Source organism: Rhodanobacter sp. B2A1Ga4 (assembly GCF_018101315.1).
In the GTDB taxonomy this organism is placed as follows: Bacteria; Pseudomonadota; Gammaproteobacteria; order Xanthomonadales; family Rhodanobacteraceae; genus Rhodanobacter; species Rhodanobacter thiooxydans_A.
Genome location: NZ_JADBJR010000001.1, coordinates 239,949 through 266,460 on the forward strand (window position 1 = coordinate 239,949; position 26,512 = coordinate 266,460).

28 protein-coding genes are annotated in these 26,512 nt (G+C 68.0%); 16 read left to right on the forward strand and 12 right to left on the reverse strand.

Features of this window, described 5'->3' with window-relative positions:
- Positions 1-149: 149 nt before the first annotated feature.
- On the forward strand, positions 150-758 hold the full coding sequence (locus IMW82_RS01070) for a class I SAM-dependent methyltransferase (protein WP_211003639.1): 609 nt from the start codon (positions 150-152) through the stop codon (positions 756-758).
- A gap of 12 nt (positions 759-770) precedes the next feature.
- Here the strand turns inward: IMW82_RS01070 and IMW82_RS01075 are convergent, their stop codons facing one another.
- The 4 genes from IMW82_RS01075 to metG form a co-directional block, all read right to left on the reverse strand.
- On the reverse strand, positions 771-2,099 hold the full coding sequence (locus tag IMW82_RS01075; protein ID WP_211003640.1) for a carbohydrate porin: 1,329 nt from the start codon (positions 2,097-2,099) through the stop codon (positions 771-773).
- A 239-nt stretch (positions 2,100-2,338) separates the two neighbouring features.
- The gene (gene nth / locus IMW82_RS01080) at positions 2,339-2,977 is read right to left on the reverse strand and encodes an endonuclease III (protein ID WP_108471465.1); all 639 of its coding nucleotides are present in this window, start codon (positions 2,975-2,977) and stop codon (positions 2,339-2,341) included.
- Positions 2,974-3,579 carry an RnfABCDGE type electron transport complex subunit B gene (locus IMW82_RS01085; protein ID WP_108471638.1) on the reverse strand — a complete coding sequence of 202 codons (606 nt, stop codon included), beginning with the start codon at positions 3,577-3,579 and terminating at the stop codon, positions 2,974-2,976. The genes nth and IMW82_RS01085 overlap by 4 nt, the downstream gene beginning before the upstream one ends.
- 10 nt (positions 3,580-3,589) lie before the next feature.
- Entirely contained in the window at positions 3,590-5,692 is a 2,103-nt protein-coding gene (gene metG / locus IMW82_RS01090; RefSeq protein WP_108471464.1) for a methionine--tRNA ligase, read from the reverse strand.
- A gap of 200 nt (positions 5,693-5,892) precedes the next feature.
- On the opposite strand from metG, the gene IMW82_RS01095 reads away from it, so the two are divergent.
- From IMW82_RS01095 to IMW82_RS01105, 3 genes are read left to right on the forward strand one after another with little or no spacing between them, the layout of a single operon-like run.
- Positions 5,893-7,056: an MFS transporter gene (locus IMW82_RS01095; protein ID WP_199909822.1), complete on the forward strand. Its 1,164-nt coding sequence runs from the start codon at positions 5,893-5,895 to the stop codon at positions 7,054-7,056.
- Positions 7,053-7,682 carry an HAD family phosphatase gene (locus IMW82_RS01100; RefSeq protein ID WP_211003641.1) on the forward strand — a complete coding sequence of 210 codons (630 nt, stop codon included), beginning with the start codon at positions 7,053-7,055 and terminating at the stop codon, positions 7,680-7,682. The genes IMW82_RS01095 and IMW82_RS01100 overlap by 4 nt, the downstream gene beginning before the upstream one ends.
- Entirely contained in the window at positions 7,675-8,472 is a 798-nt protein-coding gene (locus tag IMW82_RS01105) for a DeoR/GlpR family DNA-binding transcription regulator (RefSeq protein WP_211003642.1), read from the forward strand. Before IMW82_RS01100 ends, IMW82_RS01105 begins: the two co-directional genes overlap by 8 nt.
- A gap of 72 nt (positions 8,473-8,544) precedes the next feature.
- On the opposite strand, the gene IMW82_RS01110 is transcribed toward IMW82_RS01105, so the two are convergent.
- The gene (locus IMW82_RS01110) at positions 8,545-9,009 is read right to left on the reverse strand and encodes a DUF2147 domain-containing protein (RefSeq protein ID WP_108471461.1); all 465 of its coding nucleotides are present in this window, start codon (positions 9,007-9,009) and stop codon (positions 8,545-8,547) included.
- 157 nt (positions 9,010-9,166) lie between these two features.
- Here IMW82_RS01110 and apbC point away from each other — a divergent pair, with 157 nt between their 5' ends.
- From apbC to IMW82_RS01125, 3 genes are all read left to right on the forward strand, one after another.
- Positions 9,167-10,261 (forward strand): iron-sulfur cluster carrier protein ApbC, encoded by a 1,095-nt coding sequence (apbC, locus tag IMW82_RS01115; protein WP_211003643.1) that lies wholly within the window; start codon positions 9,167-9,169, stop codon positions 10,259-10,261.
- A 144-nt stretch (positions 10,262-10,405) separates the two neighbouring features.
- The gene (gene dcd / locus IMW82_RS01120; protein WP_108471459.1) at positions 10,406-10,972 is read left to right on the forward strand and encodes a dCTP deaminase; all 567 of its coding nucleotides are present in this window, start codon (positions 10,406-10,408) and stop codon (positions 10,970-10,972) included.
- Between the two features lie 96 nt (positions 10,973-11,068).
- On the forward strand, positions 11,069-11,566 hold the full coding sequence (locus tag IMW82_RS01125) for a hypothetical protein (protein WP_108471458.1): 498 nt from the start codon (positions 11,069-11,071) through the stop codon (positions 11,564-11,566).
- 53 nt (positions 11,567-11,619) lie between these two features.
- Here IMW82_RS01125 and IMW82_RS01130 read toward each other — a convergent pair whose 3' ends face one another.
- Together IMW82_RS01130 and IMW82_RS01135 are read right to left on the reverse strand one after the other, a co-directional pair.
- Complete coding sequence (locus IMW82_RS01130; protein WP_108471457.1) at positions 11,620-12,048, reverse strand: HIT family protein; 429 nt, start codon at positions 12,046-12,048, stop codon at positions 11,620-11,622.
- Positions 12,045-12,713, reverse strand: a complete 669-nt coding sequence (locus tag IMW82_RS01135; RefSeq protein WP_108471456.1) for a dienelactone hydrolase family protein — start codon at positions 12,711-12,713, stop codon at positions 12,045-12,047. The genes IMW82_RS01130 and IMW82_RS01135 overlap by 4 nt, the downstream gene beginning before the upstream one ends.
- 103 nt (positions 12,714-12,816) lie before the next feature.
- Here IMW82_RS01135 and rimO point away from each other — a divergent pair, with 103 nt between their 5' ends.
- The 3 genes from rimO to phnD all read left to right on the forward strand — a co-directional run bounded on the left by rimO (position 12,817) and on the right by phnD (position 16,074).
- Positions 12,817-14,154 (forward strand): 30S ribosomal protein S12 methylthiotransferase RimO, encoded by a 1,338-nt coding sequence (rimO, locus tag IMW82_RS01140; protein ID WP_108471455.1) that lies wholly within the window; start codon positions 12,817-12,819, stop codon positions 14,152-14,154.
- 6 nt (positions 14,155-14,160) lie between these two features.
- Positions 14,161-14,964 carry a DUF3025 domain-containing protein gene (locus tag IMW82_RS01145; protein WP_108471454.1) on the forward strand — a complete coding sequence of 268 codons (804 nt, stop codon included), beginning with the start codon at positions 14,161-14,163 and terminating at the stop codon, positions 14,962-14,964.
- A 78-nt stretch (positions 14,965-15,042) separates the two neighbouring features.
- Complete coding sequence (gene phnD, locus IMW82_RS01150; protein WP_234411313.1) at positions 15,043-16,074, forward strand: phosphate/phosphite/phosphonate ABC transporter substrate-binding protein; 1,032 nt, start codon at positions 15,043-15,045, stop codon at positions 16,072-16,074.
- Between the two features lie 16 nt (positions 16,075-16,090).
- Here phnD and greB read toward each other — a convergent pair whose 3' ends face one another.
- Genes greB through IMW82_RS01165 form a run of 3 tightly spaced genes read right to left on the reverse strand, consistent with a single transcriptional unit; the run spans position 16,091 to position 19,357 of the window.
- Complete coding sequence (greB, locus tag IMW82_RS01155; RefSeq protein WP_108471453.1) at positions 16,091-16,591, reverse strand: transcription elongation factor GreB; 501 nt, start codon at positions 16,589-16,591, stop codon at positions 16,091-16,093.
- Positions 16,588-17,838 (reverse strand): hypothetical protein, encoded by a 1,251-nt coding sequence (locus tag IMW82_RS01160; RefSeq protein ID WP_108471452.1) that lies wholly within the window; start codon positions 17,836-17,838, stop codon positions 16,588-16,590. Before IMW82_RS01160 ends, greB begins: the two co-directional genes overlap by 4 nt.
- Before the next feature lie 10 nt (positions 17,839-17,848).
- Positions 17,849-19,357 (reverse strand): helicase HerA-like domain-containing protein, encoded by a 1,509-nt coding sequence (locus tag IMW82_RS01165; protein WP_108471451.1) that lies wholly within the window; start codon positions 19,355-19,357, stop codon positions 17,849-17,851.
- Positions 19,358-19,475: 118 nt separating this feature from the next.
- On the opposite strand from IMW82_RS01165, the gene IMW82_RS01170 reads away from it, so the two are divergent.
- Positions 19,476-20,954, forward strand: coding sequence for a transglycosylase SLT domain-containing protein (locus IMW82_RS01170; RefSeq protein ID WP_211003644.1), 1,479 nt, complete (start codon positions 19,476-19,478; stop codon positions 20,952-20,954).
- A gap of 23 nt (positions 20,955-20,977) precedes the next feature.
- Here IMW82_RS01170 and IMW82_RS01175 read toward each other — a convergent pair whose 3' ends face one another.
- Together IMW82_RS01175 and asd are read right to left on the reverse strand one after the other, a co-directional pair.
- Positions 20,978-21,427, reverse strand: coding sequence for a hypothetical protein (locus IMW82_RS01175; RefSeq protein ID WP_234411312.1), 450 nt, complete (start codon positions 21,425-21,427; stop codon positions 20,978-20,980).
- Between the two features lie 141 nt (positions 21,428-21,568).
- Positions 21,569-22,408 (reverse strand): archaetidylserine decarboxylase, encoded by an 840-nt coding sequence (asd, locus tag IMW82_RS01180; protein ID WP_108471448.1) that lies wholly within the window; start codon positions 22,406-22,408, stop codon positions 21,569-21,571.
- Between the two features lie 74 nt (positions 22,409-22,482).
- Here asd and prmB point away from each other — a divergent pair, with 74 nt between their 5' ends.
- From prmB to IMW82_RS01205, 5 genes are all read left to right on the forward strand, one after another.
- Complete coding sequence (gene prmB, locus IMW82_RS01185; RefSeq protein ID WP_108471447.1) at positions 22,483-23,409, forward strand: 50S ribosomal protein L3 N(5)-glutamine methyltransferase; 927 nt, start codon at positions 22,483-22,485, stop codon at positions 23,407-23,409.
- A 3-nt stretch (positions 23,410-23,412) separates the two neighbouring features.
- A complete protein-coding gene (locus tag IMW82_RS01190; RefSeq protein ID WP_108471446.1) occupies positions 23,413-23,958 on the forward strand; it encodes a GNAT family protein in 546 nt (181 codons plus the stop codon).
- Between the two features lie 34 nt (positions 23,959-23,992).
- Positions 23,993-25,081 carry a chorismate synthase gene (gene aroC / locus IMW82_RS01195; RefSeq protein ID WP_108471445.1) on the forward strand — a complete coding sequence of 363 codons (1,089 nt, stop codon included), beginning with the start codon at positions 23,993-23,995 and terminating at the stop codon, positions 25,079-25,081.
- A 64-nt stretch (positions 25,082-25,145) separates the two neighbouring features.
- Positions 25,146-25,493, forward strand: a complete 348-nt coding sequence (locus IMW82_RS01200) for a hypothetical protein (protein WP_211003645.1) — start codon at positions 25,146-25,148, stop codon at positions 25,491-25,493.
- Complete coding sequence (locus IMW82_RS01205) at positions 25,490-26,485, forward strand: D-glycerate dehydrogenase (protein ID WP_108471443.1); 996 nt, start codon at positions 25,490-25,492, stop codon at positions 26,483-26,485. The genes IMW82_RS01200 and IMW82_RS01205 overlap by 4 nt, the downstream gene beginning before the upstream one ends.
- Positions 26,486-26,512: the final 27 nt, after the last annotated feature.

The window sequence follows — 26,512 nt, forward strand, 5'->3', positions numbered from 1 at the left end:
TGGTGGATGAGGGCAGTAGTGTCGAACGCAGTGGTGTCGGTTTGGATGACTCCGGCAGCGTGGCGAAAAGCGCATCAGGAAGGACGTGATTCAGCTTGTCGCCGTTGCGTGTCGTGGCAGTTACCATGCGACACCCGCCGGAGCCTGCCATGCCGAAGACCTACGACCGCGACTATTTCGACAAGTGGTACCGCGATCCGCGGCACTCGGTGGCCTCGCCAGCCGAGCTCAGGCGCAAGGTGGCGATGGTGGTGGCGCAGGCCGAGTACTACCTCGGCCGGCCGATCCGCAACGTGCTCGACGTGGGCTGCGGCGAGGCGACCTGGCGCGCGCCGCTGCGCGCGTTGCGGCCGGGCATCGCGTATCGCGGGCTGGATGCCAGCGAGTACGTGGTGGCGCGCTACGGGCGCAGCCGCAACATCGGCCTGGCGCGCTTCGGCCAGCTGGAGCAGTTGCGCTTCGACACCCGTTTCGACCTGATCGTGTGCACCGACGTGCTGCACTACCTGAAACCAGGGGAGATTCGCGCCGGGCTGCAGGGCATCGGCGAGATGCTCGAAGGCGTAGCGTTCCTGGAGGTGTTCACCAGCCGCGACGACGTGGCCGGCGACCACCACGGCTTCGTGTCGCGCGCACCGGCGTGGTATCTGCGCGAGTTCGGCACGGTGGGTTTGCTGCCATGCGGCTCGCACTGCTACCTCGGGCCGCGGCTGGAGCGCCACATCGCAGCGCTGGAACGGGCGCAGCTGCCGGTCTGAGGCCCAGCCTGCTCAGAACTCCAGATGCGCGCGCAGGCCGACGAAGCGCGCCGGCCCGCGGTCGCGGTTGTAGCCGGGGTTGCGGATCAGCTGCAGGTCGGGGGCGAGCGTGAGGTGATCGATCACGGCGACGTTGTAATAGACCTCGACAATGCGCTCACGCCCATACGTGAGGCCGCCGTCGCCAAGCGTGAATCCCTGGCCGCCCAGCGCCAGGTAGTCGCGGTGCGCCGGCGAGAGCGCATCGATCGCCAGGGCCACGCCGAGATGATCCTGCGGTCGGCTCCAATGAACGCCGGAAAGCTGCATGCCGACACTCAACGTGCGATCGACTTCGGCGAATGCGAACGATTCGTTGCGCCCGTCATTCCAGCCGGCGCGGGCGAACACGCCGGTATCGCCATCGTCGGCCAGCGGCAGCTCGCCGTTGATGGCAAAGCCATGCTTGCGCCGGCCAGGCCGGTCGTCGGCATGGATATCCGGCGCGGTGCCATGGGCCAGTGCATACGCGATCGCATCGCGGTACACACCCATGTTCGCGATGTTGCGGAACGCCAGCAGCCGTAGCACGCCACCGTTCGCCCAGGGCTGCAGGGTCAGCTCCAGTTGCTCGCCGCGTGCACGATGCGGCGAGCTTTCCAGCTTGGTTCCATTCGCCTCGACAGGCATCAGGTAGACGCCGTAGCGCAGGCTCCAGGTCGGGTTGATCCAGCCCAGCATCAGCCCATCGGTGTAGCCGCGGGTGTCGGCGGCGAAATCCCATGCAGTGTTGTTGAGCAGCGACCAGTTCAGGAATTGCGTGCGCGCGGCATCGGCGTAGCGGTTCTTGTCGAAGTCATCGCTTACCGCCATCAAGCCGAGCTTGATCTCGATGCGGTGCGTGGCTTCCAGCCCCGGCAATTGCCCCTGGCCACGCGTGACCAGCTCGCGTTCGTCGCCCAGCGGCAACGTCCAGCGCAGGTAACGCCGCGCCACGTACGCGGTCTTGCTCAAGGTGCCTCCACCGGAATGCACCACATCGCCGTTGGCGACGCCGCCGAGTCCGGTGGCACCGCTGACCGCTTCGCCCTTGAACATTTCCACATCGACATAGAACTGCAGATGTGCCGGCAGGGCCACCCCGAAATACGCACCGAACGTATGCGAGCGCTCGGTATCGCCTTGTGGCCGGAGGCTCATGGGGCCGCTGTATGGCGAGTGCAGCGTCGATTGATGCTGGTCAACCAGGGTGTATTGCGCGCCCAGCCACTGCGGCACAAACAACGGTGCGTCGCTGGCCAGTGTGGGCGCCGATGCCAGCGCGAGCCAGGTGGCTGCGCCGAACAGGTGAAATTTCTTCATGCGGATCTTCCGTGTACGCCGCACGGAGCGAGTGGGTCAGCCGGGCAGCGATCCACTCGCGGCCGAGCTGCGAGTATGGGCATCGGGTTGCACCGAAGTTTCCCTGGGGGCAGTCCGGATGCAACCGGCAGGGGTGCGATCCATGATGATCGGGTCTCGTGTATTTCTGGTGCAGGTGAAGGCGCGCGCATGCTGATGGCCCGGTGTGCTCAAGTCAACCGCTGGCGCGGATGTTCCGGTCAGTCGGCGACGGTCTTGTGCTTGTACCGGCACAGATCGCGGATCACGCAGTGCGGACAATCCGGCTTGCGTGCCTTGCACACATAGCGGCCATGCAGGATCAGCCAGTGGTGGGCATCCTGCTTGAACTCGGCCGGCACCACTTTCTCCAGCTTGTCCTCGACTGCGCGCACGTCCTTGCCCGGCGCGAGTCCGGTGCGGTTGGCGACGCGAAAGATGTGCGTGTCGACCGCGATGGTCGGTTCGCCGAACGCGGTGTTGAGCATCACGTTGGCGGTCTTGCGACCCACGCCGGGCAGCGCTTCCAGTGCCTCGCGCGAGCGCGGTACCTCGCCGTCGTGTTTCTCGATCAGCAGTTGGCACAATGCGATGACGTTCTTCGCTTTCGTGTTGAACAGGCCGATCGTGCTGATGTAGCTTTTCAGGTCGTCCTCGCCGAGTTCGAGGATCGCCTGCGGCGTGTTCGCCACCGGATAGAGCTTCTTCGTGGCCTTGTTGACGCCCACGTCGGTGGCCTGTGCCGACAACACCACGGCAACCAGCAGCTCGAACGGCGTGTTGTAGGCCAGCTCGGTGGTGGGGTGCGGGTCGAGTTCGCGCAGGCGCGAGAACAGTTCGATCACGTCGGTACGCTTCACGGTTTCGGCTCCTGCTGTTTCGCCCGGGCGCGGGCCAGGGCGGCCAGTACCGGATTGACCGGGCCGGCGGCGGTATCCACCGCGGCCTTGCGCGCGGCCAGCTCAGCCTCGCGTTCGTCGCGCTGGCATTGCAGGCGTGCTTCGCGGCGCTGGAAGTGCATGCGTGCCGCGTCGGCGTGCGCCGTGTCGATCTGCGCGGGCGGCATCGGCTCCAGCACGATGCAGTCGACCGGGCAGGCTGCCACACACAGCTCGCAGCCGGTGCAGTCGTCGGCGAGCACCGTATGCATCAGCTTCGAGGCGCCCACGATGGCATCGACCGGGCAGGCCTGGATGCACTTGGTGCAACCGATGCAGTCGGCTTCGACGATGCGCGCCTGCATGCGTGGCTTCTCGACGCCGTGTGCGGGATCCAGCTGCAGCACCGGTCGCTGCAGCAGCGCGGCGAGCTTTTCGATGCCTGCCGCGCCGCCCGGGGGGCAACGGTTGATTTCTGCCTCGCCGTGCGAGATCGCCTCCGCATACGGCCGGCAACCGTGGTAGCCGCATTGCTCGCATTGCGTCTGCGGCAGCAGGGCGTCGATGCGATCGGCCAGGCTCATCGTCGGTGTGTCAGCGCACGGTGGCGCCTGGCTGGGCGCCTTGGTCGGCATCGAGCAGGAACAGGTCGCTGCCGCCGTCGCCGGCCGAGAGGATCATGCCTTCGGACAGGCCGAAGCGCATCTTGCGTGGTGCGAGGTTGGCGATGAAGACCACGTTGCGGCCCACCAGTTTCGCCGGCTCGGCGTAGGCGGCGCGGATGCCGGAGAAGATCTGTCGCGTGCCCAGCATGCCGGCGTCCAGTTCGAAGCGCAGCAGTTTGTCGGAACCGTCCACGAATTCGCAGGCGGTGACCTTGCCGATGCGCAGGTCGAGCCTGGCGAAGTCGTCGATGCCGATGGTGGCGGGCGCGGCCGGAGCCGGGTCGGCGATCACGGCGGCGGGTTTCGGGCTGTCGTTCACGGCTTTCTTCTTTTTCGGGGCGGCGGGAGTTTCGGCCGGGCTGCCGAGCGAATCCTTCGAGGCCTCGACCATCGCCTCGATGCGTTTGGGGTCGATGCGGCCGAGCAACGGTTCGAACGTGTTGATGGCGTGGTTGCGCAGGCCGGCGCGGGCGTCGTCGAAGTCGGCGATTGGTGCGGCCAGGAACCGTTCAGCGGCGGCCGCGGTGATCGGCAAAATCGGCTTGAGCATGCCGGTCAGCAGGCGGAACGCGGTCAGCGCGAACGAACACACCTGGTGCAGCTCGTCGCGGCGGCTCTCGTCCTTGGCCATCGCCCATGGCGCCTTGGCGGCGATGTGGCCGTTGACCAGGTCGGCCATCAGCACGAAGCGGCGGGTGACCTCGGCGAAGTCGCCGCTGTCGTACAGCGCGGCGATGCCGTCGTAGTGTTCCAGCAGGGTGTTCCACAGCGCGGTCTCTTCCGCGCAGAACTGCGGCGCCAGGCGGCCGCCGAAATACTTGTGCACGAAGCCGGCAGTGCGGCTGGCGATGTTCACCCACTTGCCGACCAGGTGTGAGTTGACGCGCTCCTCGAACGCCTTGAGGTCGAGGTCCACGTCGACCGGCGCGTCGCCGAGCATGCTGGCGAAGTAGTAGCGCAGGAATCCCGGATGCAGGCCGGCGTCCAGGTAGGTGCGCGCCTGGATGAAGGTGCCGCGCGACTTGGACATCTTCGCGCCGTTCACCGTGAGGTAGCCGTTGACGTGCAGCGCGGTCGGCGTGCGCAAGCCGGCGCCATGCAGCATTGCCGGCCAGAACAGGCCGTGGAAGTTGATGATGTCCTTGCCGATGAAGTGGTGCATCTCGGCGCTGCTGCCGGGAGCGAGGAACTCGTCGAACTTCAGGCGGGTGCGGTCGCACAGCGCCTTGAAGCTGGCCAGGTAGCCGACCGGCGCATCCAGCCATACGTAGAAGAACTTGCCCGGCGCGTCGGGGATCGGGAAGCCGAAGTAGGGTGCGTCGCGCGAGATGTCCCAGTCCTTCAGGCCGCCGTCCAGCCACTCGCGCAGCTTCGCCGCCACGCCGCTGTTCGCCACCGGCTTGCCGTGGGTGAATTTGCCGGCGAACCAGTCGCGCAGCAGGCCCTCGAACTTGCCCAGCTGGAAGAAGTAGTGCTCCGAATCGCGCAGTACCGGCGTGGCGCCGGACATCACCGAGGTCGGGTTGATCAGGTCGGTCGGCGCGTAGGTGGCGCCGCAGTGCTCGCAGTTGTCGCCGTACTGGTCCGGCGTGCCGCAGTTCGGGCAGGTGCCCTTGATGTAGCGGTCCGGCAGGAACATCTGCTTTTCGGGGTCGAACAACTGCTGGATCTCGCGTTTGGCGATGTAGCCGCCGTCGCGCAGGCGCGTGTAGATCAGCGTCGACAGCTCGCGGTTCTCTTCCGAATGGGTGGTGTGGTACTGGTCGAAGGCCACGCCGAACGCGGCGAAATCCGCCTCGTGGCCTTCGCGGATGCCGGCGATGAAGGCCTCGGGTGTCATGCCGGCCTTTTCCGCGGCCAGCATGATCGGCGTGCCGTGCGCGTCGTCGGCGCAGACGTAGGCCACCTTGTGGCCGCTCATCCGCTGCGCGCGCACCCAGATGTCGGCCTGGATGTAGCCCAGCAGGTGGCCCATGTGCAGCGGGCCATTGGCGTAGGGCAGGGCGTTGGTGACGAGCAGGCGACGACTCATGGGGCGTATTCCGGTGATGACTGCGCATTATGCCATGACCACCCCGCTGTACTGGCCGCAGGTGGGCTTCCGGCAAGGGTCCGGCAACGACGTCGGGTGTGGTCCGGACTCGCTTTGTGGCGGCTGAACGCGATCCGTCCGATTACATGTTTATACGCATTTATGTATATTCATACGTATTTTTGCCGGATGGAACAAGCGTGCAGACGAGCAGCAATCCCCTGGCGACGGACGAACGGAACGGGCTGGCATCGGCCATCCGCGCCACCCGCCTGGTCTTCCTGGTTTCCGGCATCGGCATGGCCGCGTGGGCGCCGATGGTGCCGTATGCGAAGGCACGGCTGGGCCTGGACGAGGCCCAGCTCGGCATGTTGCTGCTGGCTTTTGGCGGCGGCTCGATGGTGTCGATGCCGCTGGTGGGCTGGCTTACCCATCGTTTCGGCAGTCGCCGGGTGATCGGCGCCGGCGGCTTGCTGCTGTGCCTGGCGTTGCCGCTGCTGGCGCTAGCGCCGGGCGTGGCCACATTGGCGCTCGCCCTGTTGTACTTCGGCGCGGCGCTGGGTGCGGTGGACGTGGCGATGAATGCGCACGCGGTGGAGGTGGAGCGGCGCGACGGCCGCCCGCTGATGTCGGGCTTCCACGGGCTGTTCAGCATCGGCGGCTTGAGCGGGGCGGCGGGCATGAGTCTGCTGCTGGCACTGGGCATGCCGCTGACCGCCGCCGCTGTGGTGATGGCCGCGTTGCTGGCGGTCGTGGTCGTGACGCAGTGGCCACGCCTGATCGAACACGTCGAGGATGTTGGTGAACGCGCGGCGTTCGGCATGCCGCGCGGCATCGTGCTGGTGCTGGGTCTGTTGTGTTTCATCAGCTTCCTGGCCGAGGGTTCGATGCTGGACTGGAGCGCGGTGTTCCTGCGCGACTTCCGCGGTTTCCCGGCGGCTTCCGCCGGCCTCGGCTATGCCGCCTTTTCAGTGGCGATGGCCGTGGGTCGACTTGGCGGCGACCGGATCGTGGCGCGCTTCGGCCCGGTGCTGACCGTGCGCCTGGGCGCCTGCACCGCGGCGGCGGGCTTCCTGCTGGCGTCGATGCTGGCGTGGCCGCCCGCGGCGCTGAGCGGCTTCGTGCTGGTCGGACTGGGCGCGGCCAATATCGTGCCGGTGATGTTCGGCGCGGCCGGCCGGCTGCCTGGCACCTCGCCGGGCATGGCCATCGCCATGGTGACCACGCTGGGTTATGCCGGCCTGCTCAGCGGCCCGGCGCTGATCGGTTTCCTGGCCCAGGCCAGCAGCCTGCCGGTGGCGCTTGCAGCAGTGGCCGGCCTGCTGTTGCTGACCGCCGCGTCGGCAAGGCTGGTGCGGCCATGAGTGCTCCGCGTTTCGACACTGTGGTGTTCGACCTCGGCGGCGTACTGCTGGACTGGAACCCGCGTCATCTGTATCGCCGGTTGTTCGATGACGAAGTAGCGATGGAGAGTTTCCTGGCCGAGGTATGCACCTCGCACTGGAACGAACAGCAGGATGCGGGCCGCCCCTGGCACGAAGCCATCGCCGGGCTCAGCGCGCAGCACCCGCAGCATGCCGCGCTGATCGCCGCTTACCGCGAGCGCTGGGACGAGATGCTGAGTGGGCCGATCGAAGGCACCGTGGCGATTCTCGGCGAGCTGCGCGCGCGTGGCGTGCCGCTGTACGCGCTGACCAACTGGTCGCAGGAAACCTTTCCGCTGGCGCGGCAACGCTACGGTTTCATGGACGCCTTCCGCGGCATCGTGGTGTCGGGCGAGGAGCGCCTGATCAAGCCCGACCCGGCGATCTTCCGCGTGCTGCTGTCGCGCCATGGGCTGGAGGCCGCGCGCACGGTGTTCATCGACGACGCGCCGCGCAATGTCGAGGCTGCGGCACGGCTGGGCATGCACGCGCTGCACTTCCGCGACCCTGTCACGCTGCGCGGGGACCTGTGCCGCGCGGGCCTGCTGGAGGCGGCGCATGGCTAGGCGCGCGCCGTCCGTGGAAATGCTGCCGCAGGAACGCCAGCACGAGATATTGCAGCGCCTGCGCAGCCGCGGGCGGGTGGTGGCGGCGGAGCTGGCAGCGGAGTTTGCGGCGTCGGAGGATTCGATCCGCCGCGACCTGCGCGAACTGGCCGCGCAGGGCTTGTGCAAACGCGTCTACGGCGGGGCGCTGCCGCTGTCGGCCGCGGTTGCGCCGCTGCAGCAGCGGCGCGGTGAGCATGCCGGTCGCAAGCTGGCGCTGGCGCGCAAGGCGGTGAGCCTGGTGCGGGAAGGGCAGGTGCTGCTGATCGACGCCGGTTCCACCAATGCCGCGATCGCCGCGGCGCTGCCCGAGCGGATGCGCCTCACGGTGATCACCAATGCGCCGGATATCGCGCTGGCGCTGATCGAGCGCGAAGGCTTCGAGATCCTGCTGCTGGGCGGCCGCATCGATCCGCGGATCGGCGGTGCGGTGGGTGCGCAAACCCTGCAGGAGCTGCAACGCGTGCGCGCCGACCTGTGCTTCCCTGGCGCCTGCGCGATCAATGCGGACAGCGGGCTGTGGAGTTTCGACAGCGAGGAAACGCGGCTGAAGCGGGCGATGGTCGAGGCCAGCGGCGAGACCGTGGTGGTGGCCACCAGCGACAAGCTGGGCACGGTGGCCACGCACCGGGTCGTGCCGATCGCCGAGGTGCAGCACCTGGTGCTCGAACATGCCGTCGGCCGGCCGGCGCGTGCCGCGTTCAGCGCCCGCGGCGTCAGCGTGCACCGGGCCGAAGCGGTGGCCGACTGATCGGCCGCACATGAAAACGCCCCGCACCGGCGGGCGGTGCGGGGCGTCTGGTCGAACGCGGTGGTGCGAGGGTCAGTTCTGCCGTTCCCAGAGCTGCGAGCGGCCGAGCAGGGCGAAGCCGATGTAGCCGTGCACGTCGAGCTTCTGCCCGCCGTCCACCAGCTTGAGCTTCACCTTGTAGATCTTGCCGTTCTTCGGGTCGAGGATCTTGCCGCCGTCCCACACGTCATCGTCCTTGCTGACGCCCCACATGAAGGTCATGCCCACGATCGGCTGGTCCTTGCGCTCGCCGTCGCACTTGGTGCACAGCGGGTGCTCGCCGTCGCGCGCCACGTCTTCCGGCGTGCGGTTCAGCAACTGCACGATCTTCGCCTGGTACTCGCCGTTGTGCTCGGTGATCTCGACGATCGACTTCGGCTGGTGGGTGGTGTCGTCGATGGTCTTCCAGGTGCCGGCCGGCGTGTCGTTGGCGGCCAGCGCGGCGCCGGCGGCCAGCAGCAGGCCGGCAGCGAAGGTGAGACGAACAGCATGCTTCATGGATGATCCTCCCGTACGAAAGCGTATGGATGCGAGACTGGCGAGGTTCGGCGGGAGCGTCAAGCTGCAATGCGCCATCCCTCGTCACTGACCCAGGTCAGCGGGCCGGCGCCGGCGGGCTGGCATAATGGGCATCCCCGCAAACACCCGAGCCGACATGACGCAGGCGAACGAAACCCTGGTCCGCCAGATCCTTGGTGGTCTCATCGACACCCATACCGGCGCGCCACTGGCCGAGGCCGTGCGCGCGGTCGGCGTGGACGGGACGAAGGTGTCGGTGGACCTGCAACTGGGCTATCCGGCAGCCGGCGCGATCGACAGCCTCACCGCGCGCGTGCGCCAGGCGCTGGAAGCCGATCCGTCGATCGACGCGGCCGTGGTGTCGATCACCAGCCGCATCCACGTGCACAAGGTGCAGGGCACGCTGGGGCCGCTGCCGAACGTGAAGAACATCATCGTGGTGGCGTCGGGCAAGGGCGGCGTGGGCAAGTCCACGGTGTCGGCGAACCTGGCGCTGGCGCTGCAGGCCGAGGGCGCGAAGGTCGGCGTGATGGACGCGGACATCTACGGCCCCAGCCAGCCAACCATGCTCGGCGTGCACGGCAAGCCGGCGTCGCCGGACGGCAAGAGCATCATCCCGATGCAGGCGCACGGCATGCCGGTGATGTCGATCGGCTTCCTGGTGGAAGAGGACACGCCGATGATCTGGCGCGGTCCGATGGTGACCCAGGCGATGATGCAACTGCTCACCGACACGCGCTGGGAGCAGCTCGACTACCTGATCGTCGACCTGCCGCCGGGCACCGGCGACATCCAGCTCACGCTGTCGCAGAAGGTGCCGGTGGCCGGCGCGGTGATCGTCACCACGCCGCAGGACATCGCCCTGCTGGATGCGCGCAAGGCGCTGAAGATGTTCGAGAAGGTTGAGGTGCCGGTGCTGGGCGTGGTGGAGAACATGGCCACCCACGTCTGTTCCAACTGCGGCCACGAGGAAAACATCTTCGGCGAAGGCGGCGGCGAGCGCATGGCCACGCAGTACGGCGCGGCCTATCTCGGCTCGCTGCCGCTGGACATCCGTATCCGCGAGCAGACCGACGGCGGCAACCCCACGGTGGCGGCGATCCCCGATTCCGATCTCGCCATGCGTTATCGTGAGATCGCCCGCAACGTGGCCGGCCGGCTGTCGCGGCAGCCGCGCAACAAGTCGCTGGGGTTGGGCAAGATCGTGGTGCAGGGCGTGCCGGCCGCATGACGGCAACGGCGTAGCAGGTGCCGGTGGCGCTGTCGGGCCTCTGCGGGCGGTGACGCGGTCGGCTGGCGCGGCGGTACCCCGACCATGTACTTTTGCCGTTTTGCGCCCGGCCTGCCGGGCGCGTCGCAATCGACCGGAGACCGCGTGAGCATCAAATCCGACAAGTGGATCCGCCGCATGGCTGAAAGCCACGGCATGATCGAACCGTTCGAGCCGGGCCAGGTGAAGCTGCGCGACGGCAACAAGCTGATCTCCTACGGCACGTCCAGCTATGGCTACGATGTGCGCTGCGCGCGCGAGTTCAAGATCTTCACCAACATCAACTCCACCATCGTCGACCCGAAGTCGTTCGACCCCTCCAGCTTCGTCGATGTCGAGGCGGATGTGTGCATCATCCCGCCGAACTCGTTCGCGCTGGCGCGCACGGTCGAGTACTTCCGCATCCCGCGCAAGGTGCTCACCGTCTGCCTCGGCAAGAGCACCTACGCGCGCTGCGGCATCATCGTCAACGTGACGCCGCTGGAGCCGGAATGGGAGGGCCACGTGACGCTGGAGTTTTCGAACACCACGCCGCTGCCCGCAAAAATCTACGCCAACGAGGGCGTGGCGCAGATGCTGTTCCTCGAATCCGACGAGGAGTGCGAGACCAGCTACAAGGATCGCGGCGGCAAGTACCAGGGCCAGCAGGGTGTGACTTTGCCGCGTACCTGATCGCTCCCCTGAACGGGTGGCGTCCAGCGCTGCCCACGATCACGGCCGGGCGCTACACTCCGCCCGGTGCACCGACAAGTTTTCCAGGAGACACCGATGATCCGTTTTTCGCCCCTGCTTACCCGCGTCGCCGCGGCCGCCATGCTGGGCAGCCTGCTGGTGCTGGCCGGCTGCCACCGCGGCAGCACCAAGGATGAGATCAGCGCCGCCCAGGCCCAGGGCCAGTTTGACACCGTGGTCAAGGCCTACAAGAGCGGCCAGTTCCTGCTGGATGACGCGGTGCTGTCGGCGCTGGATCTGGGCAGTCATTTCGCCTACCTGAAAGAGCAGGGCAAGCTGCCGAAGACCGTGCTGCTGGAACACAGCGACGACTCGAAGGTGCGCAAGCAGCATCTGGAGTACATGGCGCGCATGCAGCTCGACTATGGCTTCACCGCGTACTACGACGACGACGGCACGTTGAAGAAGATTAACCCGGTGGATACCAAGGCGCGCAAGCTCGAGGATTACCACGCGCCGGTGCAGATGAACGACGAACAGAAAGGCAAGTCCGCGGCCGACAGCACCTACGGCGACCCGACGCAGCAGCACTGATCGCAAGGGTACCGTTCGAGAGGCCCGCGTAGCCATTCGCGGGCCTCTTCGTGTCAGGCCTGCGCCGAGCCTGCCAGTTGCCGCTGCAGTGCCGCGATCAGCGCCTTCGCCTGGTTGTCGTCGCGGGCCACGGCCTGGCCATGGCCCCACACCGGCCCGGGCCATGCCGCATCGCCTTCGACCCGCGCGACCACGTGCACATGCAGCTGGCGCACGATATTGCCCAGTGCGCCGAGGTTGAGCTTGTCGCAGGGGGCGACGTCGCGCAGCGCGGCGGCGGCGCGATGCACCTCCTGCCACAACACGGCCTGTTCGTCGTCGTGCAGGTCGGCGATCTCGACCAGGCCGGCGCGACGCGGCACCAGGATCAGCCACGAATAGCGCGCGTCGTCCATCAGCCGCACGTCGCACAGCGGAAGCGATGCAACCGGGCGGGTATCCGCCGCGAGTCGGGGATCGAGCGCGAAGCCGGCCCCGCTCATGCGCCGGCCAGGTGACGGTCGAAGAAGGCCAGCGTTCGCTGCAGCGCCAGCTTCGCGCTGGCCTCGTCGTAGGGGGTGCTGCCGTCGCGGTTGAAGGCGTGGTCGGCCGGGTAGGTGAAGACATCCATCTGCGGCAGCGCCTCGCGATGCTTCGCCACCATCTCCGGCGTGATGCTGTGGTCCTTCTCGCCGAAGTGGAACATCACCGGTGCCTGCGGCGTCTCGTGCAGGAACGGCAGGTTGCGCGCGCCGTAGTAGCTCACCGAAGGCAGGCCCAGGCGCAGCGCGGCAAGCAGGGCCACGGTGCCGCCCCAGCAGTAGCCGACGGTGCCGATCTTGCCGGCCGAGGCGATCGACTCGGCGGCGCTGGCGACGTCCTCCAGCGCGCGCTCCAGCCCCAGCTCCGCGATCAGCTGCTTGCCCTTGTTGGCGCCGACCTGGTCGTAACCCAGCTCCACGCCGCTTTCCAGGTGATCGAAGAACGCCGGTGCGATCGCGGTATAGCCGTGCTCGGCGAAAAGGTCGGCCACGCGGCGGATGTGCGCGGTGACGCCGAAGATTTCCTGGATCACCACGATGCCGCCCTTCGGCTTGCCCTGCGGCTGGGCGAGATAACCCCCGATGCACTGGGTGCGGGTGGTGGGGATGTTGATGTGCTGGCCCATGGCTGGCTCCGGCGAGGGGATGGCGTGAAGTCTAGCCGCGCCGGTGGCCACGCCGCACTGCCGTATAATTCCCGGTTACTCCGCATGTTCCCGGTGGCCCCGCATGTCCCAGACCGCCCACAAGATCGGCTTCGTCAGCCTCGGCTGCCCCAAGGCGCTGGTCGACTCCGAGCGCATCCTCACCCAGCTCAAGGTCGAGGGCTACCAGATCGTGCCCAGCTACGGCGAGGCCGACGCGGTGGTGGTGAACACCTGCGGCTTCATCGACGCGGCGGTGCAGGAGTCGCTGGATTCGATCGGCACGGCGCTCAACGAGAACGGCAAGGTGATTGTCACCGGCTGCCTGGGCAAGCGCGAGGCGCTGATCCGCGAGGCCTACCCGGACGTGCTGTCGATCAGCGGCCCGCAGGACTACGCCAGCGTGATGAGCGCGGTGCACCAGGCGTTGCCGCCACAGCGCAACAAGTTCATCGACATCGTGCCGGATACCGGCGTGAAGCTCACCCCGAAGCACTACGCGTATCTCAAGATTTCCGAAGGCTGCAACCACCGCTGCAGCTTCTGCATCATCCCCTCGATGCGCGGCAACCTGGTGTCGCGCCCGGTCGACGAGGTGCTGATCGAGGCCGAAAAGCTGGTCAAGGGCGGCGTCAAGGAATTGCTGGTGATCTCGCAGGACACCAGCGCTTACGGCGTGGATCTCAAGTACGCCGAGCGCGAGTGGCGTGGCAAGGCGTACCGCACGCGCATGACCGAGCTGTGCGAAGGCCTGTCTGAACTCGGCGTGTGGACGCGGCTGCACTACGTCTACCCGTACCCGCACGTGGACGAGGTGATGCCGCTGATGGCGGACGGAAAAATCCTGCCGTACCTCGACATCCCGTTCCAGCACGCCAGCCCGCGCATCCTGAAACTGATGAAGCGCCCCGGCAACATCGACAGGACGCTGGAGCGCATCCAGAACTGGCGCAGGCAGGTGCCGGAGCTGACCCTCCGCAGCACCTTCATCGTCGGCTTCCCCGGCGAGACCGATGCGGAGTTCGAGGAACTGCTCGACTTCCTGCGCGAGGCCGAGCTCGATCGGGTCGGTGCGTTCGCCTATTCGCCGGTGGACGGCGCCAAGGCCAATGAACTGCCCGGTGCCGTGTCCGAGGAGTTGAAGGAAGACCGTCTGGAACAGTTCATGGCAGTGCAGGCGGAAATCTCCGCTGCCAGGCTGCAGCGCAAGATCGGCCGTACGCTCAAGGTGCTGGTGGACGAGGCGAATGCCGACGGCGCCGTGGCCCGTTCGGCCGCCGACGCGCCGGAGATCGACGGCAGCGTGCTGATCGCCGACGGCCAGCACCTCAAGCCTGGCCAGTTCGTCGACGTGGTGGTCGAGGCGGCCAGCGAACACGACCTGCACGCGCGCCTGGCGCACCCGCAGCTCAAGGTGGTGTAGGCATCCATGCGCTACGTCGCGCCGGTCCGCGACGCGGTTGATCCGGCGGTGTTCGAGCGGCCGCCGCTGGCGGCGTGGCGCGAGCATGCCGGGTTGATCGAGGGCCGCGACTGGCCGGCGATCGACGCGCTCAACGCCTGCCGTCCGGCTGGCTTGCCCGAGCGCTTCGTGGTGCAGACCCGCGAACTGCTCGCCGACGGCATGCACTACGAGCAGCGCATCGCCGAGTGCGGCGACATCGCCACCCGCGAGCGCAACTGGCACGACCTGTTCAACGCGCTGGTCTGGCTGCGCCATCCAGCGATCAAGCGTGCGCTCAACGCGCGTCAGGTGGCCGAGATCGCCCGCATGGGGCCGAAACGGCGCTCGCGCGCGCAATATGCGCTGACCCACTTCGACGAGGCCGGCGTGATCGTCGCCGTGCGCGATCCCTCCCTGCTGGCGCTGTGGGATGCGCACGACTGGCACGGCCTGTTCTGGCGTCGGCGGCAGGCGTGGCTGGACGGCTCGATCCGGCTGGAGCTGTTCGGCCATGCCTTGCTGGAACTGGCCTTGAGTCCGGACCGGCTGCTGGTGGGCAAGGCGCTGGTGTTCCAGCCCGGTGGCGACGCCGACCTGTCCGCGTGCTGCGCCGCCGCGATCGGCTCCGGACGCCTGCTGCTCGATCCGCTGGAGCTGCGGCCGCTGCCGTTGTCGGGAATCCCGGGCTGGCATCCCGACAACGCCGGCGAGGCTTTCCATCATGGCGCCGCCTGCTACCAGCCGCGGCGCGCCGGACGCGAGTATCCGCCGGCATGGCCGATCCCCTGAACGGGCGGCCCGGAGCTTGCTCCGACCGGTGATCACGACTATATACGGGGCATCGGTGTGGGTCGGGGAGTAGGGACAGTGGGCATCTACGGATATCGCTGTCGTTGCCTGGCGGTGCTCGCCGCAGGGGTGTCGATCGCGTTGCTGTGTGCTGGCAGCGCGGTGGCGGCGACTCGGGGAGCCGGCCCGACGCCGCCGATTCGTTTCGGCATCCTGCCGATCGGCAGTGCAGCCGAATCGCTGGAACAGTGGCGCCCATTGCTGGACGATCTGCAGAAGCGGTTGCAACGCCCGGTGACCACCGTATCGGTGGGCAGCTACGCCAGCCTTTCCGATGCGATCGGTGCGCAGCGGGTGGACATCGCCTTCCTCTCCGGCAAGCTGGCCGTCGAGGCGGTGACGCACCAGCACATGCAGGTATTTGCCCAGTTCGTGCGCAGCGATGGCGCCAAGGGCAACGTCGCCATGCTGGTGGTGCGCGACGACAGTCCCATTCGCAACCTGGACGACCTGCTGTCCACGCAGGGCAGCAGCTGGCGCTATGCCCGCAGCGAGCATCTGTCGGTTACCGGCTATATCGCGCCGGAAGCCTATGTGTTCGCGCCGCATGGCCTCAATTCCGACACGTTCTTCGGCAGCGTGCGGGTGGGCGACCATCAAAGCAACCTGCTTGCGGTGGTCAACCGCGAGGTCGACGTGGCCAGCAGCAACAATCCGGACATGGATCTGTTCCGCCACAACTTCCCGCACGAAGCGGAGCAGCTTCGGGTGATCTGGCGCTCGCCGCTGATCCCTTCCGGGGTACTGGTGATCCGCGACGGCACGCCTGCGCCGTTGCGCCAGCAATTGACCGCCTTCCTGCTTGGCTACGGCAGGGCCCACGACGAAACCGGTGCGAACGAGCGGGCGAAACTGGCCCGCATTCCCGACCTGGGTGGCTTCGCAGCGGAAACCAACCGCGTGCTGGAACCGTTCGTGGACATGCAATACACATTGCTGCGGCAGCAGGCCGAGCACGGCCAGTGGGTCACTCCGCAGGCCCGGCAGGCCCGGCTGGTGCAGATCGAAGACGACCATCGGCGCGCCGTGCGGAAGCTGCAGCCGCGATAGACGTGCGCCGGTCTGCCTACCCGTAATCCACGACGAGCACGGCGAATTGGGCGGTGCCGCCCGGCAGTTCGGCGGAGAACTCGTCGTCGACGCGTTTTTTCATGGCCGCTCGTGCCAGCGGCGAGTCGATGCTGATCCAGCCGCGTTTCGCGTCGGTCTCGTCCGGACCCACAATGCGGTAGCGGTGAAGCTCGCCGGTGGCGATGTTCTCCAGCTCGATGCGGGCACCGAAGAATATCGCGCCGCGATCGCCCGGCACGCCTTCGGCTACCTTGAGCGAAGGGATGCGCTTGCTCAGGTAGCGCGCGCGGCGGTCGATCTCGCCGAGCTGTTTCTTGCGGTAGGTGTACTCGGCGTTTTCCGAGCGGTCACCCTCGGCCGCGGCCGCGGCGAGCGCCTTCACCACTTCCGGGCGCAGCACGTGCCACAGGTGGTCGAGCTCGGCCTTCAGCCGTTCGAAACCCTCGCGGGTAATGATCGCGGTGGAGCCGGGCGAGGGCGGACGCCAGCGGCTCATGCCGGGCTGGCCAGTTGTCGCCGTTGCGCGTCGATCTCGCCGCGCAGCGGGTGCCCGGGCCAGGCGGCGGCGAGCCGATCCAGCAGCGCCGCCGCCTCGGCGTGCTGGTCGGCGTGCGCGGCGAGCTGGCGTGCGGTCAGCAGGCCGTAGTGCGGCGCCTGCGGGTCGCGCGGCCAGTGCGCGAGGTAGCCGCGGCCCAGCTGGATCGCGAGCCGATCCATGCCCAGTCGTGCGGCCAGCTCGGCCAGCTCGCCGCAGGTGCGCGGATCGTCCGGCACGAACGTGGCGTCGATGCCGATGCATTCCTGCAATACGCCAAGCGCGCGGCGCGGTTCGTGCTGGGCGATCAACGCGGCGATCCAGATCTGGCCGTGCACCAGCAGGTCGTCACGCAGGCCTTGCCGGCGCAGCAGCTCGCGGTAGAGCTGGTGCACGGTGGGCGGTGCGGTGCGGTCCTGCAGGCGGGCGGCCAGTTGCCGCAGCGCCGCCAGCGGATCGTCGGTGGCGAGTTGGCGCGCCTCGTCGAGCAGGCGGTCGTCGGCATCCTGGCCGGAGGCTGCGGCGAGTTTTTCGGCCTCCGGTTCAATGCCGAAGCGTTCGTGGCGCTGATGGATCATCGCGCCCATCAGATGGAAGGCCAGCACGATCAGGTAGGTATAGGCGAAGGCGAACAGCGGCAGCGCCAGCAGCCGCGGCAGCAGCGCGGTGGTGACCGAGGCCAGCACGATCAGCAGGCCGAGCAGCAGGTTGATCGCCACCGGAATCAGGTAGGCGCCCCCGAAACCGCCGATGACGCGCACCCAGTTCAACGGGTTGATCGCCAGCGCCAGGTTGCCGTCGAACGCCAGCGACATGTCGATCGCCGGCAGCACCAGAGCCGACAGAATCAGCACCGGCCACAGCAGGCGCGGGAAGAACACGATGGCGAGCACGCACAGCGCGACCACCAGCAGATGGATCGCAGTGAGGCCCCAGCCGCTGGCGCTGTTGCCGTCGTTGCCGACGTCCGGCGGGTCGGCGTAGCCGTTGGCGGTGTGCAGCAGGCAGTCCGCGGCGTAGCGCCAGGTGGCGGCCCAGACCAGGGCGCCGGCCAGCGCGCCGGTCCAGGAAGGCAGCAGGCCGACGTAGTGGATCAGCGCCAGCACCACGCAGGTGGGTAGCGCGGCGCCACGCAATGGATAGCCGAAGCCGGCCGCGAGGCGCTGTGCGAAGGGCGTGTCAGCGGGAACTACTTCGACGCGCGGCATCGATGGCGCCTCAGCGCTTGCCGCCGAAGATGCCGCCCAGCACGCCACGCAGGATCTGCCGGCCGAGCTGGCTGCCCGCGGTGCGCACCATCTGCTTGCCCATCGTCTCGATCATGCCCTGGCGGCGCTTGGTGCCGAACAGGGCATCGTGCACCGCTCCACCCCAACCGCCGTCGGCCTCCTTCGCCGAGCCCTTGGCCGGCGCGTCGGCCGCGACGGTGGTGGCGTCGGCGGCTTTGTCTTCGGCGCGCCTGGCCAGCATCTCGGCGGCCGATTCGCGATTGACGGTGGTGTCGTATTTCGCGCCGACCGGCGAGCGCTGGCGGATGGTGGAGCGCTCCGCATCGGTGATCGCGCCGATGCGGCAGCACGGCGTGGTCACCAGCACCTGTTCCACTGGCGTCGGCACGCCGCCGTTGGCCAGGGTGGAGGCCAGCGCCTCGCCCACGGCAAGCTTGGTGATCGCCTCGGTGACGTCGAGCTTCGGGTTGGCCACGAAGGTTTCCGCTGCCGCCTTGACCGCCTTCTGGTCGCGCGGGGTGAACGCGCGCAAGGCGTGCTGGATGCGGTTGCCGAGCTGGCCGAGGATCACGCCGGGCACGTCGTCCGGGTTCTGCGAGCAGAAGTACACGCCCACGCCCTTGGAGCGGATCAGCCGCACCACCTGTTCCACCCGCTGCAGCAGGGCCGGCGAGGCGTCGTCGAACAGCAGGTGCGCCTCGTCGAAGAAGAACACCATCTTCGGCTGCTCGAGGTCGCCTACTTCGGGCAGCTGCTCGAACAGTTCGGACAGCAGCCACAGCAGGAAGGTGGAATACAGCCGCGGCTTCATGATCAGCTGGTCGGCGGCTAGCACGTTGATGATGCCGCGGCCGCTCATGTCCTGGCGCATCAGGTCGACCAGTTCCAGCGCCGGCTCGCCGAAGAACTGGTCGGCGCCGTCGCTCTCGAGTTTCAGCAGCGCGCGCTGGATCGCCGCGATGCTGGTCGTGCTGATCAGCCCGTACTGGGTCGAGAGCGCTTTGGCGTTGTCGGCGGCGTAGGTGAGCAGGGCACGCAGGTCGGCCAGGTCGAGCAGCAGCCAGCCCTGGTCGTCGGCGGCCTTGAACACCACCTCCAGCACGCCTTCCTGGGTGTCGTTCAATTCCAGCACGCGGCCGAGCAGGGTGGGACCCATCTCGCTGATGGTGGCGCGCACCGGGTGGCCGAGCTTGCCGTAGATGTCCCAGAAGATCACCGGATTGGCCTGGGCCTTCCAGTCGGTGAGCTTGAGCTTGGACAGGCGTGCCTTGAGCTTGTCGCCCGGTTCGCCCGCAGCCATGGCCAGGCCGGCCAGATCGCCCTTGGCGTCGGCCAGGAAGCACGGCACGCCCAGCCGCGAGAAACCTTCGGCCAGCACCATCAGCGAAACGGATTTGCCGGTGCCGGTGGCGCCGGCGATCATCCCGTGGCGGTTGCCGTAATGCGGGTCGAGGTTGACGCTGGTGCTGTCGTTGCGGCCGATCAGGATTTCAGTCATGGCGTTCCATCCGTTGCTGGTCGGGCGATTGTAGCCAAGCTGGTGCTGCTGTCGCGGCGCGTTGAGTCGAAACCCCGCGCCCGCTATGGTGGGCGTTTTCCGCAGGTAGAAGTTCGAGATGCCGTCGTGTTTCGTTGTGCGTACTCTGCGTCTGGTTCTGCCAGCCATGGCGATCATTCTGCTTGCCGCCTGTGCCAGCACCGGGGGCGCCCGGCCGGCGACCCCGCTCGACACGCTGTACGGTGAACTTGACCAGGCCAGCAAGGGCTACGAAACCGCCCTGCAGCAATCGCGCGAGGGTGACCGGCAAGCCTCGCAACTGACCCTGGCCCGCTCGCTGGACCGCCTGAAGGAGGCCTCGGCGCGCTGCGGCAATACCGCTGGCTGCGATCCGCAACGGTTCTTCTCGGCGTTCGATCATCTGCTGCGCCTGAAGGACGGCGATTTCGGCAGCGGCCAGGATCTGGACAGCGACGTCGACCCGTCGCAGGCGGCGCTGGCCACCGGCAGCACCGGCGCGGCCAGCCTGCCGCAGGCGCAGCGCAGCGTGACCCTGCTGCACGGGCAGAAGCTGTCGCAGCTGATCGCGATGAACGGCCCGGTGAAGGCCGCGCTGGAGATGTGGCTGACCCAGTGGCGCCCGCAGCTGATGGACGCCTGGGTCAACTACCAGTACCTGCGCTACCAGATGTGGCCGCAGTACCAGAAGGCGGACCTGCCCGAGGCGCTGCTGTTCGGCATCATGGCCAAGGAGTCCGGCGGCAAGGTGCACGCCGTCTCGCGCTCGGGCGCGTCGGGGCCGTTGCAGTTCATGTACGCCACCGGCATGCGCTTCGGCCTGGGCAGCGACAACGGTTTCGACCTGCGCTTCGATCCGGCGGCATCGGCGCGGGCGAACGCCGAGTACATCAACGAGCAGCTGAGGAAATTCAACGACAACCTCGAACTCGCCCTCGGCGCCTACAACGGCGGCGAGGGGCGCATGCGCCGCACGGTCGGCGACGACACCTCGGTGAGCTTCTACGATCCGCGCATCTACGACCAGCTGTCGCAGGAAACCCGTGACTACGTGCCGGCGGTACTTGCCGCGGCGTGGCTGTTCCAGCATCCGGACAGCTACAACCTGCGTTTCCCGAAGATCGACGGTGCGCCCGGCACGGTCACCCTGAAGCGGCCGGCCTCGCTGTCGGAGCTGACCGTGTGCCTGGGTTCGGCCGGTGGCATGCGGGACGGCTGGTTCCGCACCCTGCGCAACCTCAATCCGCGACTGGACCCGCAGGTGACCCAGCCAGCGGGCGCGCCGCTGCAGTTGCCGAAGTTGCTGGAGCAGGCCTACGCGGCGCGCTGCGTCGACGGCCCATGGCCGATCCTCGCCGGCGACCTGCATCGCGCGGTGGTGCCGGTGGTGCAGGCGCCGGTGGCGCCTCCACCGGCGGTGAGGGGAACCAGCCGCTACAAGGTGCGTCGTGGCGATACGCTGATCAGCATCGTGCGCAAGCTGCACTGCTCCAGCGTCCAGGAAGTTGCCGAGATGAACGGGCTGAAGCACCACCACATCAGTATCGGGCAGACGTTGAAGCTGCCGACTTGCCGCTGATTCGTGACCGCGCGGGCCGGGCTTCAGGCGACCGCGCTTTCCTGCGTCCAGTTGCTGGTGGTGTCGCCGCTGCGGCTGCCGCTGCCGTGCACTTCCTTCAGTTCGCGCAACAGCTGCATCAGCTGGCGGTGCTGCGGCTGCAGGCTGGCGTGCGGGGAATTCTTGGTTTCGTGGTAGGCCACGGCCAGCCATAGCGCGATGCCGCGCAGCGCCACCTCGGCGTTGTTCGAGCAGGCGCGCTCGTAACCCGCCTCGGTGCCCTGGCCCCAGGGCAGGTAGCGCGCTTCCGGCGCGGTGCCGTACAGGTGCGGGAAATCGCTGCGCGAGGCTTGTCCGATCTCGCGCAGGGTCAGCGTGCCCAGGCGTTCGCGGTTGCGCTTGGGCAAGGCCCGCACGCTGCGTTCGATGTCGCGGAATTGGCGGCCAAGCAGGCGCGCGCGCATCATCACAAGGACTGGCGTCAGTATTTGCATGAGATCCCCTCGGCGCTGGAATTCGTCGGCGCGCAGGACGCGCGGCGAAGCCGAGAGCGTAGCGAAGCAACCAGCGGAATAGCGCCTAGGGCGTCACAAAATGACCCGCCGCGTCAGTTTTTGGGCGTGGATTACGGATACTCAGCCGCGCCCGAGCCGCTGGCCCACCTGCACGGCCTGCTGCGGCTGCAGGTCATCCAGTTCGGCCGCGCCCTCGGGCAGCAGCAGGATCACGGTGGAACCCATGTTGAAACGCGCCATCTCGGCGAAGCGTTCCAGTGTGACGTTCTGGCCGGTGAACGACTTGCGACGGATCGACGAGGCGTACGGCGGGATCACCAGCCCGTCCCACACCGTAGCCACCGACGAGACCAGGATCGCGCCCACCATCACCACCACGAACGGGCCGTGTTCGCCCTCGAAGTGGCAGACCAGCCGCTCGTTGCGCGCGAACAGCCGCGGGATCGCTGCCACCGCAAACGGCGCCACGCTGAAGATGCGCCCCGGCACGTGCACGGTTTCCTTCAGCGTTCCCTGCAGCGGCATGTGCACGCGGTGGTAGTCGCGCGGCGACAGGTACACAGTGACGAAGCGGCCGTTGCGGTAGGGCGCGGCGGCGGCCTCGTCGCCGCCGAGCAGTTCGGCGGCGCTGTATTCCTGACCCTTGGCCTGGAAGATGCGGCCATCGACGATCGTGCCGGCCTGGCTGATGCGGCCGTCGGCCGGCGAGAGCAGGGTGGCCGGATCGGCATCGGCCCGACGCGCGCCGGGTTTCAGCTTGCGGGTGAAGAAGGCATTGAAGTGCTGGTAGGCCAGCGCATCGGGCTGCGCCGCCTCGGCCATGTTCACGTTGTAGTTGCGCACGATGGTGGCAATCAACCAGTTCTTCCACGGCGCGAAGGTCCAGCGCGTGGCCCAGTAGACCACCCGCGACAGGGCGCGATGCGGCAGCATGTACTGCAGGAATACGTTGAAAGTCATCCGCCCAGTATACGGGGTGGCCGCCGCTTCAGGCCCTATAATGGCCGGCCATTCTGTTTCATCCCTGGATCGCCGTGACCGCCGAGCTTGCCACCATCATCGACTTCATCCGTTATGGCGCCAGCCGCTTCTCGGCGGCCGGGCTGACCTTCGGCCACAGCCACGACAACCCTATCGACGAGGCCACGCATCTCGTGCTGGCCAGCCTGCACCTGCCGCCGGACATCCCGCCGGCGTACGGCGCCGGCCGGCTCACCACGGCCGAGCGCGCGAACGTGCTGGCGCTGATCGAGCGCCGCGTCAGCGAGCGCCTGCCGGTGGCCTACCTGGTTGGCGAGACCTGGTTCGCCGGGTTGAAGTTCAAGAGCGACCGCCGCGCGCTGGTGCCGCGTTCGCCGATCGCCGAGCTGATCGAGTCGGGCTTCGCGCCCTGGCTGGACGAGCGCCACATCGAGCGCGCGCTGGACCTGTGCACCGGCTCGGGCTGCATCGGCATCGCGATGGCCGAGTACAACCCGGAGTGGCAGGTCGACATCGTCGACGTCAGCGACGAGGCGCTGTCGCTGGCGCGCGAGAACATCGCGTTCCAGCACGTCGAGGGCCGCGTCGAGGCGATCCAGTCCGATCTTTTTGCCGGCGTGGCCGGGCGCAAGTACGACCTGATCGTCTCCAATCCGCCCTACGTCACCGAGGACGAATACGCCGCGCTGCCGGGCGAGTACGCGCACGAGCCGAAGCTCGGCCTTACCTCCGGCGCGGATGGCCTGGACCTGTGCCTGCGCATGCTGGACGAAGCGGCCGATCACCTCACCGAGGACGGCCTGCTGATCGTCGAGGTAGGCGAGAGCGAGCACGCACTGGCCGCGCTGCTGCCGGAAGTACCGTTCATCTGGATCGAGTTCAAGGTCGGCCCGATGGGGGTGTTTGCGCTGGAGCGGCGCGACCTGGTCGAGCACGTCGCGGCGATTCGTGCGGCGGCCGCCGTGCGTCTTCCTGGCTGAGCGATGGAACTGGTCACGGCGCGGCTGCGTATCGACGCGTTGCGCGCCGATGATGCCGAGGCACTGTTCGCCCTGCGCAGGGATCCCGCGGTAGCCCGCTACCAGGGCTGGTTCCCGGCCGATCTTGCCGCCGCCCGCGCGTTCATCGATGCCCAGCCGCAACCGCCGTCGCACGGCTGGTTCCAGCGGGCGATCCGGCTGCGCGAGGACGGCCGGCTGATCGGCGACCTCGGCGTGAACCTGCCCGAAGCGGCCGGGGATTCGGTCGAGTTCGGCATCAGCATCGCGCCGGCCCGGCAGGGCCTCGGTTATGCCGGCGAGGCCGTGCGCGCGGTGTTCGATCATGTGTTCGGTCAGCTCGGCCGGCATCGCGTCCACGCTTCGGTCGACCCGCGCAACCTGGCCTGCATGGCGCTGCTGCATGCGCTGGGCATGCGCCAGGAGGCGCACCACCGCGAAAGCCTGTGGCTGCGCGACGAGTGGGTCGACGACGTGATTTTCGCCCTGCTGGAGCACGAATGGCGGGCAGCGCAGCGCCATCGCGGTTAAGCTGTGGCGATTACCCAATAGACGTCCAAACCTCGTGTCCAGCAATTCCTTCGGCAAACTGTTCACCGTCACCACCTTCGGCGAAAGCCACGGGCCGGCGATCGGCTGCGTGATCGACGGCTGCCCGCCGGGACTGGCGCTCGGCGCCGAGGAGTTCCGCAGCGACCTCGATCGCCGCGCCACCGGCCGCAGCCGCTACACCTCGCAGCGGCACGAGGCCGACGAGGTGGAGATCCTTTCAGGCGTGTACGAGGGCAGGACCACCGGCACGCCGATCGCGCTGCTGATCCGCAACACCGACCAGCGCAGCAAGGACTACGGCGACATCGCGCAAAGCTTCCGCCCCGGCCACGCCGACTACACCTACTGGCAGAAATACGGCATCCGCGACCCACGCGGCGGCGGGCGTTCCTCGGCGCGCGAGACCACCATGCGGGTGGCCGCCGCAGTGGTCGCCAAGAAGTGGCTGGCCGAACATTACGGCGTGCGCGTGCGCGGCTACCTGGCGCAGATCGGCGACGTCGTGCCGGACGCGTTCGACTGGGACGCGGTGGAGCAGAACCCGTTCTTCTGGCCCGACGCAGCCCAGGTGCCGGCGCTGGAGAACTACATCAACGTGCTGCGCAAATCCGGCGACTCGGTCGGCGCGCGTGTCAACGTGGTCGCCGACGGCGTGCCGCCGGGCTGGGGCGAACCGATCTACGGCAAGCTCGACGGCGACCTGGCCAGTGCGCTGATGTCGATCAACGCAGTCAAGGGCGTGGAGATCGGCGACGGCTTCGCCGCGGTGGCCCAGCGCGGCAGCGAGCATCGCGACGAGATGAGCATGGACGGCTTTGCGTCCAATCATGCCGGCGGCATCCTCGGCGGCATCAGCAGCGGCCAGCCGGTGACCGCCTCGATCGCGCTGAAGCCCACCTCCAGCATCCTGATTCCCGGCCACAGCGTGAACCTGGCCGGCGAGCCGGTCGAGGTGGTGACCAAGGGCCGCCACGATCCCTGCGTCGGCATCCGCGCCACGCCGATCGCCGAGGCGATGATGGCGCTGGTGCTGATGGATCATGCCTTGCGCCACCGCGCCCAGTGCGGCGATGTGGGCGCGGTGGCGCCGCGCATTCCCTGAGCCGGAGGGGTACGTCATGCCTGTATCGTCGAATCCGCTCCACGCCGCTCCGCCGCATGCGTCGTTGCAGGACATCCTCGGCGACGCGATCCGTTACTGGGAAGTGCGGCGGATCGCCTACAACTTGGCACTGGTGCTGGTGGTCGTCGGCTGGGTCATGATGAGTTGGCCGGGTGTCCTGGCCGCCCTGCGATTCCAGTCCGTGCTGGCCTTGTTCGTGCTGGCGGTGCTCGCCAATGCCTGCTATTGCGCAGCGTACCTGGTCGACATTCCGGCTCAGTATTCGCCGTTCCGCGCAGCCTGGCGGCATGGGCGCTGGGCGTTGTGGCTGATCGGAACCCTGTTCGCGATGACGCTGGCGTACTACTGGCTTGCCGACGAGATGGCCCCCGCGATCGGAGCCGTGCCTTGACCAGCAAGCCGCGCGTCTGGATCTCGCGTCCCACCTTCCCGGACATCGTCGCCCGGCTCGAACCGCACTTCGAGGTGACGGCCGAGCCGGAGGAGCGCAAGTTCAGTCCGGCCGAACTTGCGGCGAAGCTGGCCGGGCAGGATGCCGTGATCGTCGGCCTGAAGGACCGCATCGGCGCGGCGGAAATCGCCGGCGCGCGTCGGCTGCGCATTATTGCCAACCTCGGCGTCGGCTACGACAACCTCGATCTGGATGCGCTCAGTGCCGCCGGCATCGCCGCCTCGAACACCGCCGACGTGCTCAACGAGAGCGTGGCCGACTACGCCTGGGCGCTGCTGCTGGGCGCGGCGCGGCGGATGATGGCGGCCGAGCGCTGGCTGCGCGCCGGGCAATGGCGTGCCACCGAGTTCAAGGCGTGGCTGGGCGCCGACGTGCGCGGCCGTACCCTGGGCATCCTCGGCATGGGCCGGATCGGCCAGGCCATCGCGCGTCGCGCAGTCGGCTTCGGCATGCCGGTGCTGTACCACAACCGTTCGCCGCTGCCCGAGGCGACCGAACGCGCCTGCAACGCTCGTTTCGTCGACAAGGCACAGCTGCTGCGCGAAGCCGATTTCCTGGTGCTGGTGCTGCCGCTGACGCCGCAGACCCGGCACGCGATCGGTGCGCCCGAGCTGGCGCTGATGAAGCCGACCGCGATGCTGGTGAACGTGGCCCGCGGTGGCATCGTGGACGACAGGGCGCTGGCGGCGGCGTTGCGTGAGCGACGCCTGGCCGGCGCCGCGCTGGACGTGTTCGAGGGCGAGCCGGCGCTGTACCCGGGCCTGCTCGAACTGGACAACGTGGTGCTCAGCCCGCATATCGCCAGCGCCACGACCGAAACCCGCCGCGCGATGACCTCGGTGGCGGTCGACAATGTGCTGGCCCTGTTCGGCCACGGCCCGCACGCCGGGCGGCCGCCGACCATCCTCAACCCTTCCGTGCTGGACAAGTGACCGGCGCAACCCTCCACCCCTGAGCAG

Bases quoted from the DNA above. Each gene is read 5' to 3' on its own strand.
- metG (WP_108471464.1), bottom strand. From the start codon at position 5,692: ATGAGTCGTCGCCTGCTCGTCACCAACGCCCTGCCCTACGCCAATGGC.
- IMW82_RS01105 (WP_211003642.1), top strand. From the start codon at position 7,675: ATGGCTAGGCGCGCGCCGTCCGTGGAAATGCTGCCGCAGGAACGCCAG.
- asd (WP_108471448.1), bottom strand. From the start codon at position 22,408: ATGACTTTCAACGTATTCCTGCAGTACATGCTGCCGCATCGCGCCCTG.
- IMW82_RS01175 (WP_234411312.1), bottom strand. From the start codon at position 21,427: ATGCAAATACTGACGCCAGTCCTTGTGATGATGCGCGCGCGCCTGCTT.
- apbC (WP_211003643.1), top strand. From the start codon at position 9,167: ATGACGCAGGCGAACGAAACCCTGGTCCGCCAGATCCTTGGTGGTCTC.
- IMW82_RS01170 (WP_211003644.1), top strand. From the start codon at position 19,476: ATGCCGTCGTGTTTCGTTGTGCGTACTCTGCGTCTGGTTCTGCCAGCC.
- IMW82_RS01130 (WP_108471457.1), bottom strand. From the start codon at position 12,048: ATGAGCGGGGCCGGCTTCGCGCTCGATCCCCGACTCGCGGCGGATACC.
- IMW82_RS01110 (WP_108471461.1), bottom strand. From the start codon at position 9,009: ATGAAGCATGCTGTTCGTCTCACCTTCGCTGCCGGCCTGCTGCTGGCC.
- IMW82_RS01145 (WP_108471454.1), top strand. From the start codon at position 14,161: ATGCGCTACGTCGCGCCGGTCCGCGACGCGGTTGATCCGGCGGTGTTC.
- IMW82_RS01075 (WP_211003640.1), bottom strand. From the start codon at position 2,099: ATGAAGAAATTTCACCTGTTCGGCGCAGCCACCTGGCTCGCGCTGGCA.
- IMW82_RS01100 (WP_211003641.1), top strand. From the start codon at position 7,053: ATGAGTGCTCCGCGTTTCGACACTGTGGTGTTCGACCTCGGCGGCGTA.
- IMW82_RS01070 (WP_211003639.1), top strand. From the start codon at position 150: ATGCCGAAGACCTACGACCGCGACTATTTCGACAAGTGGTACCGCGAT.
- IMW82_RS01165 (WP_108471451.1), bottom strand. From the start codon at position 19,357: ATGACTGAAATCCTGATCGGCCGCAACGACAGCACCAGCGTCAACCTC.
- greB (WP_108471453.1), bottom strand. From the start codon at position 16,591: ATGAGCCGCTGGCGTCCGCCCTCGCCCGGCTCCACCGCGATCATTACC.
- IMW82_RS01125 (WP_108471458.1), top strand. From the start codon at position 11,069: ATGATCCGTTTTTCGCCCCTGCTTACCCGCGTCGCCGCGGCCGCCATG.
- IMW82_RS01085 (WP_108471638.1), bottom strand. From the start codon at position 3,579: ATGAGCCTGGCCGATCGCATCGACGCCCTGCTGCCGCAGACGCAATGC.
- rimO (WP_108471455.1), top strand. From the start codon at position 12,817: ATGTCCCAGACCGCCCACAAGATCGGCTTCGTCAGCCTCGGCTGCCCC.
- IMW82_RS01190 (WP_108471446.1), top strand. From the start codon at position 23,413: ATGGAACTGGTCACGGCGCGGCTGCGTATCGACGCGTTGCGCGCCGAT.
- IMW82_RS01160 (WP_108471452.1), bottom strand. From the start codon at position 17,838: ATGCCGCGCGTCGAAGTAGTTCCCGCTGACACGCCCTTCGCACAGCGC.
- IMW82_RS01135 (WP_108471456.1), bottom strand. From the start codon at position 12,713: ATGGGCCAGCACATCAACATCCCCACCACCCGCACCCAGTGCATCGGG.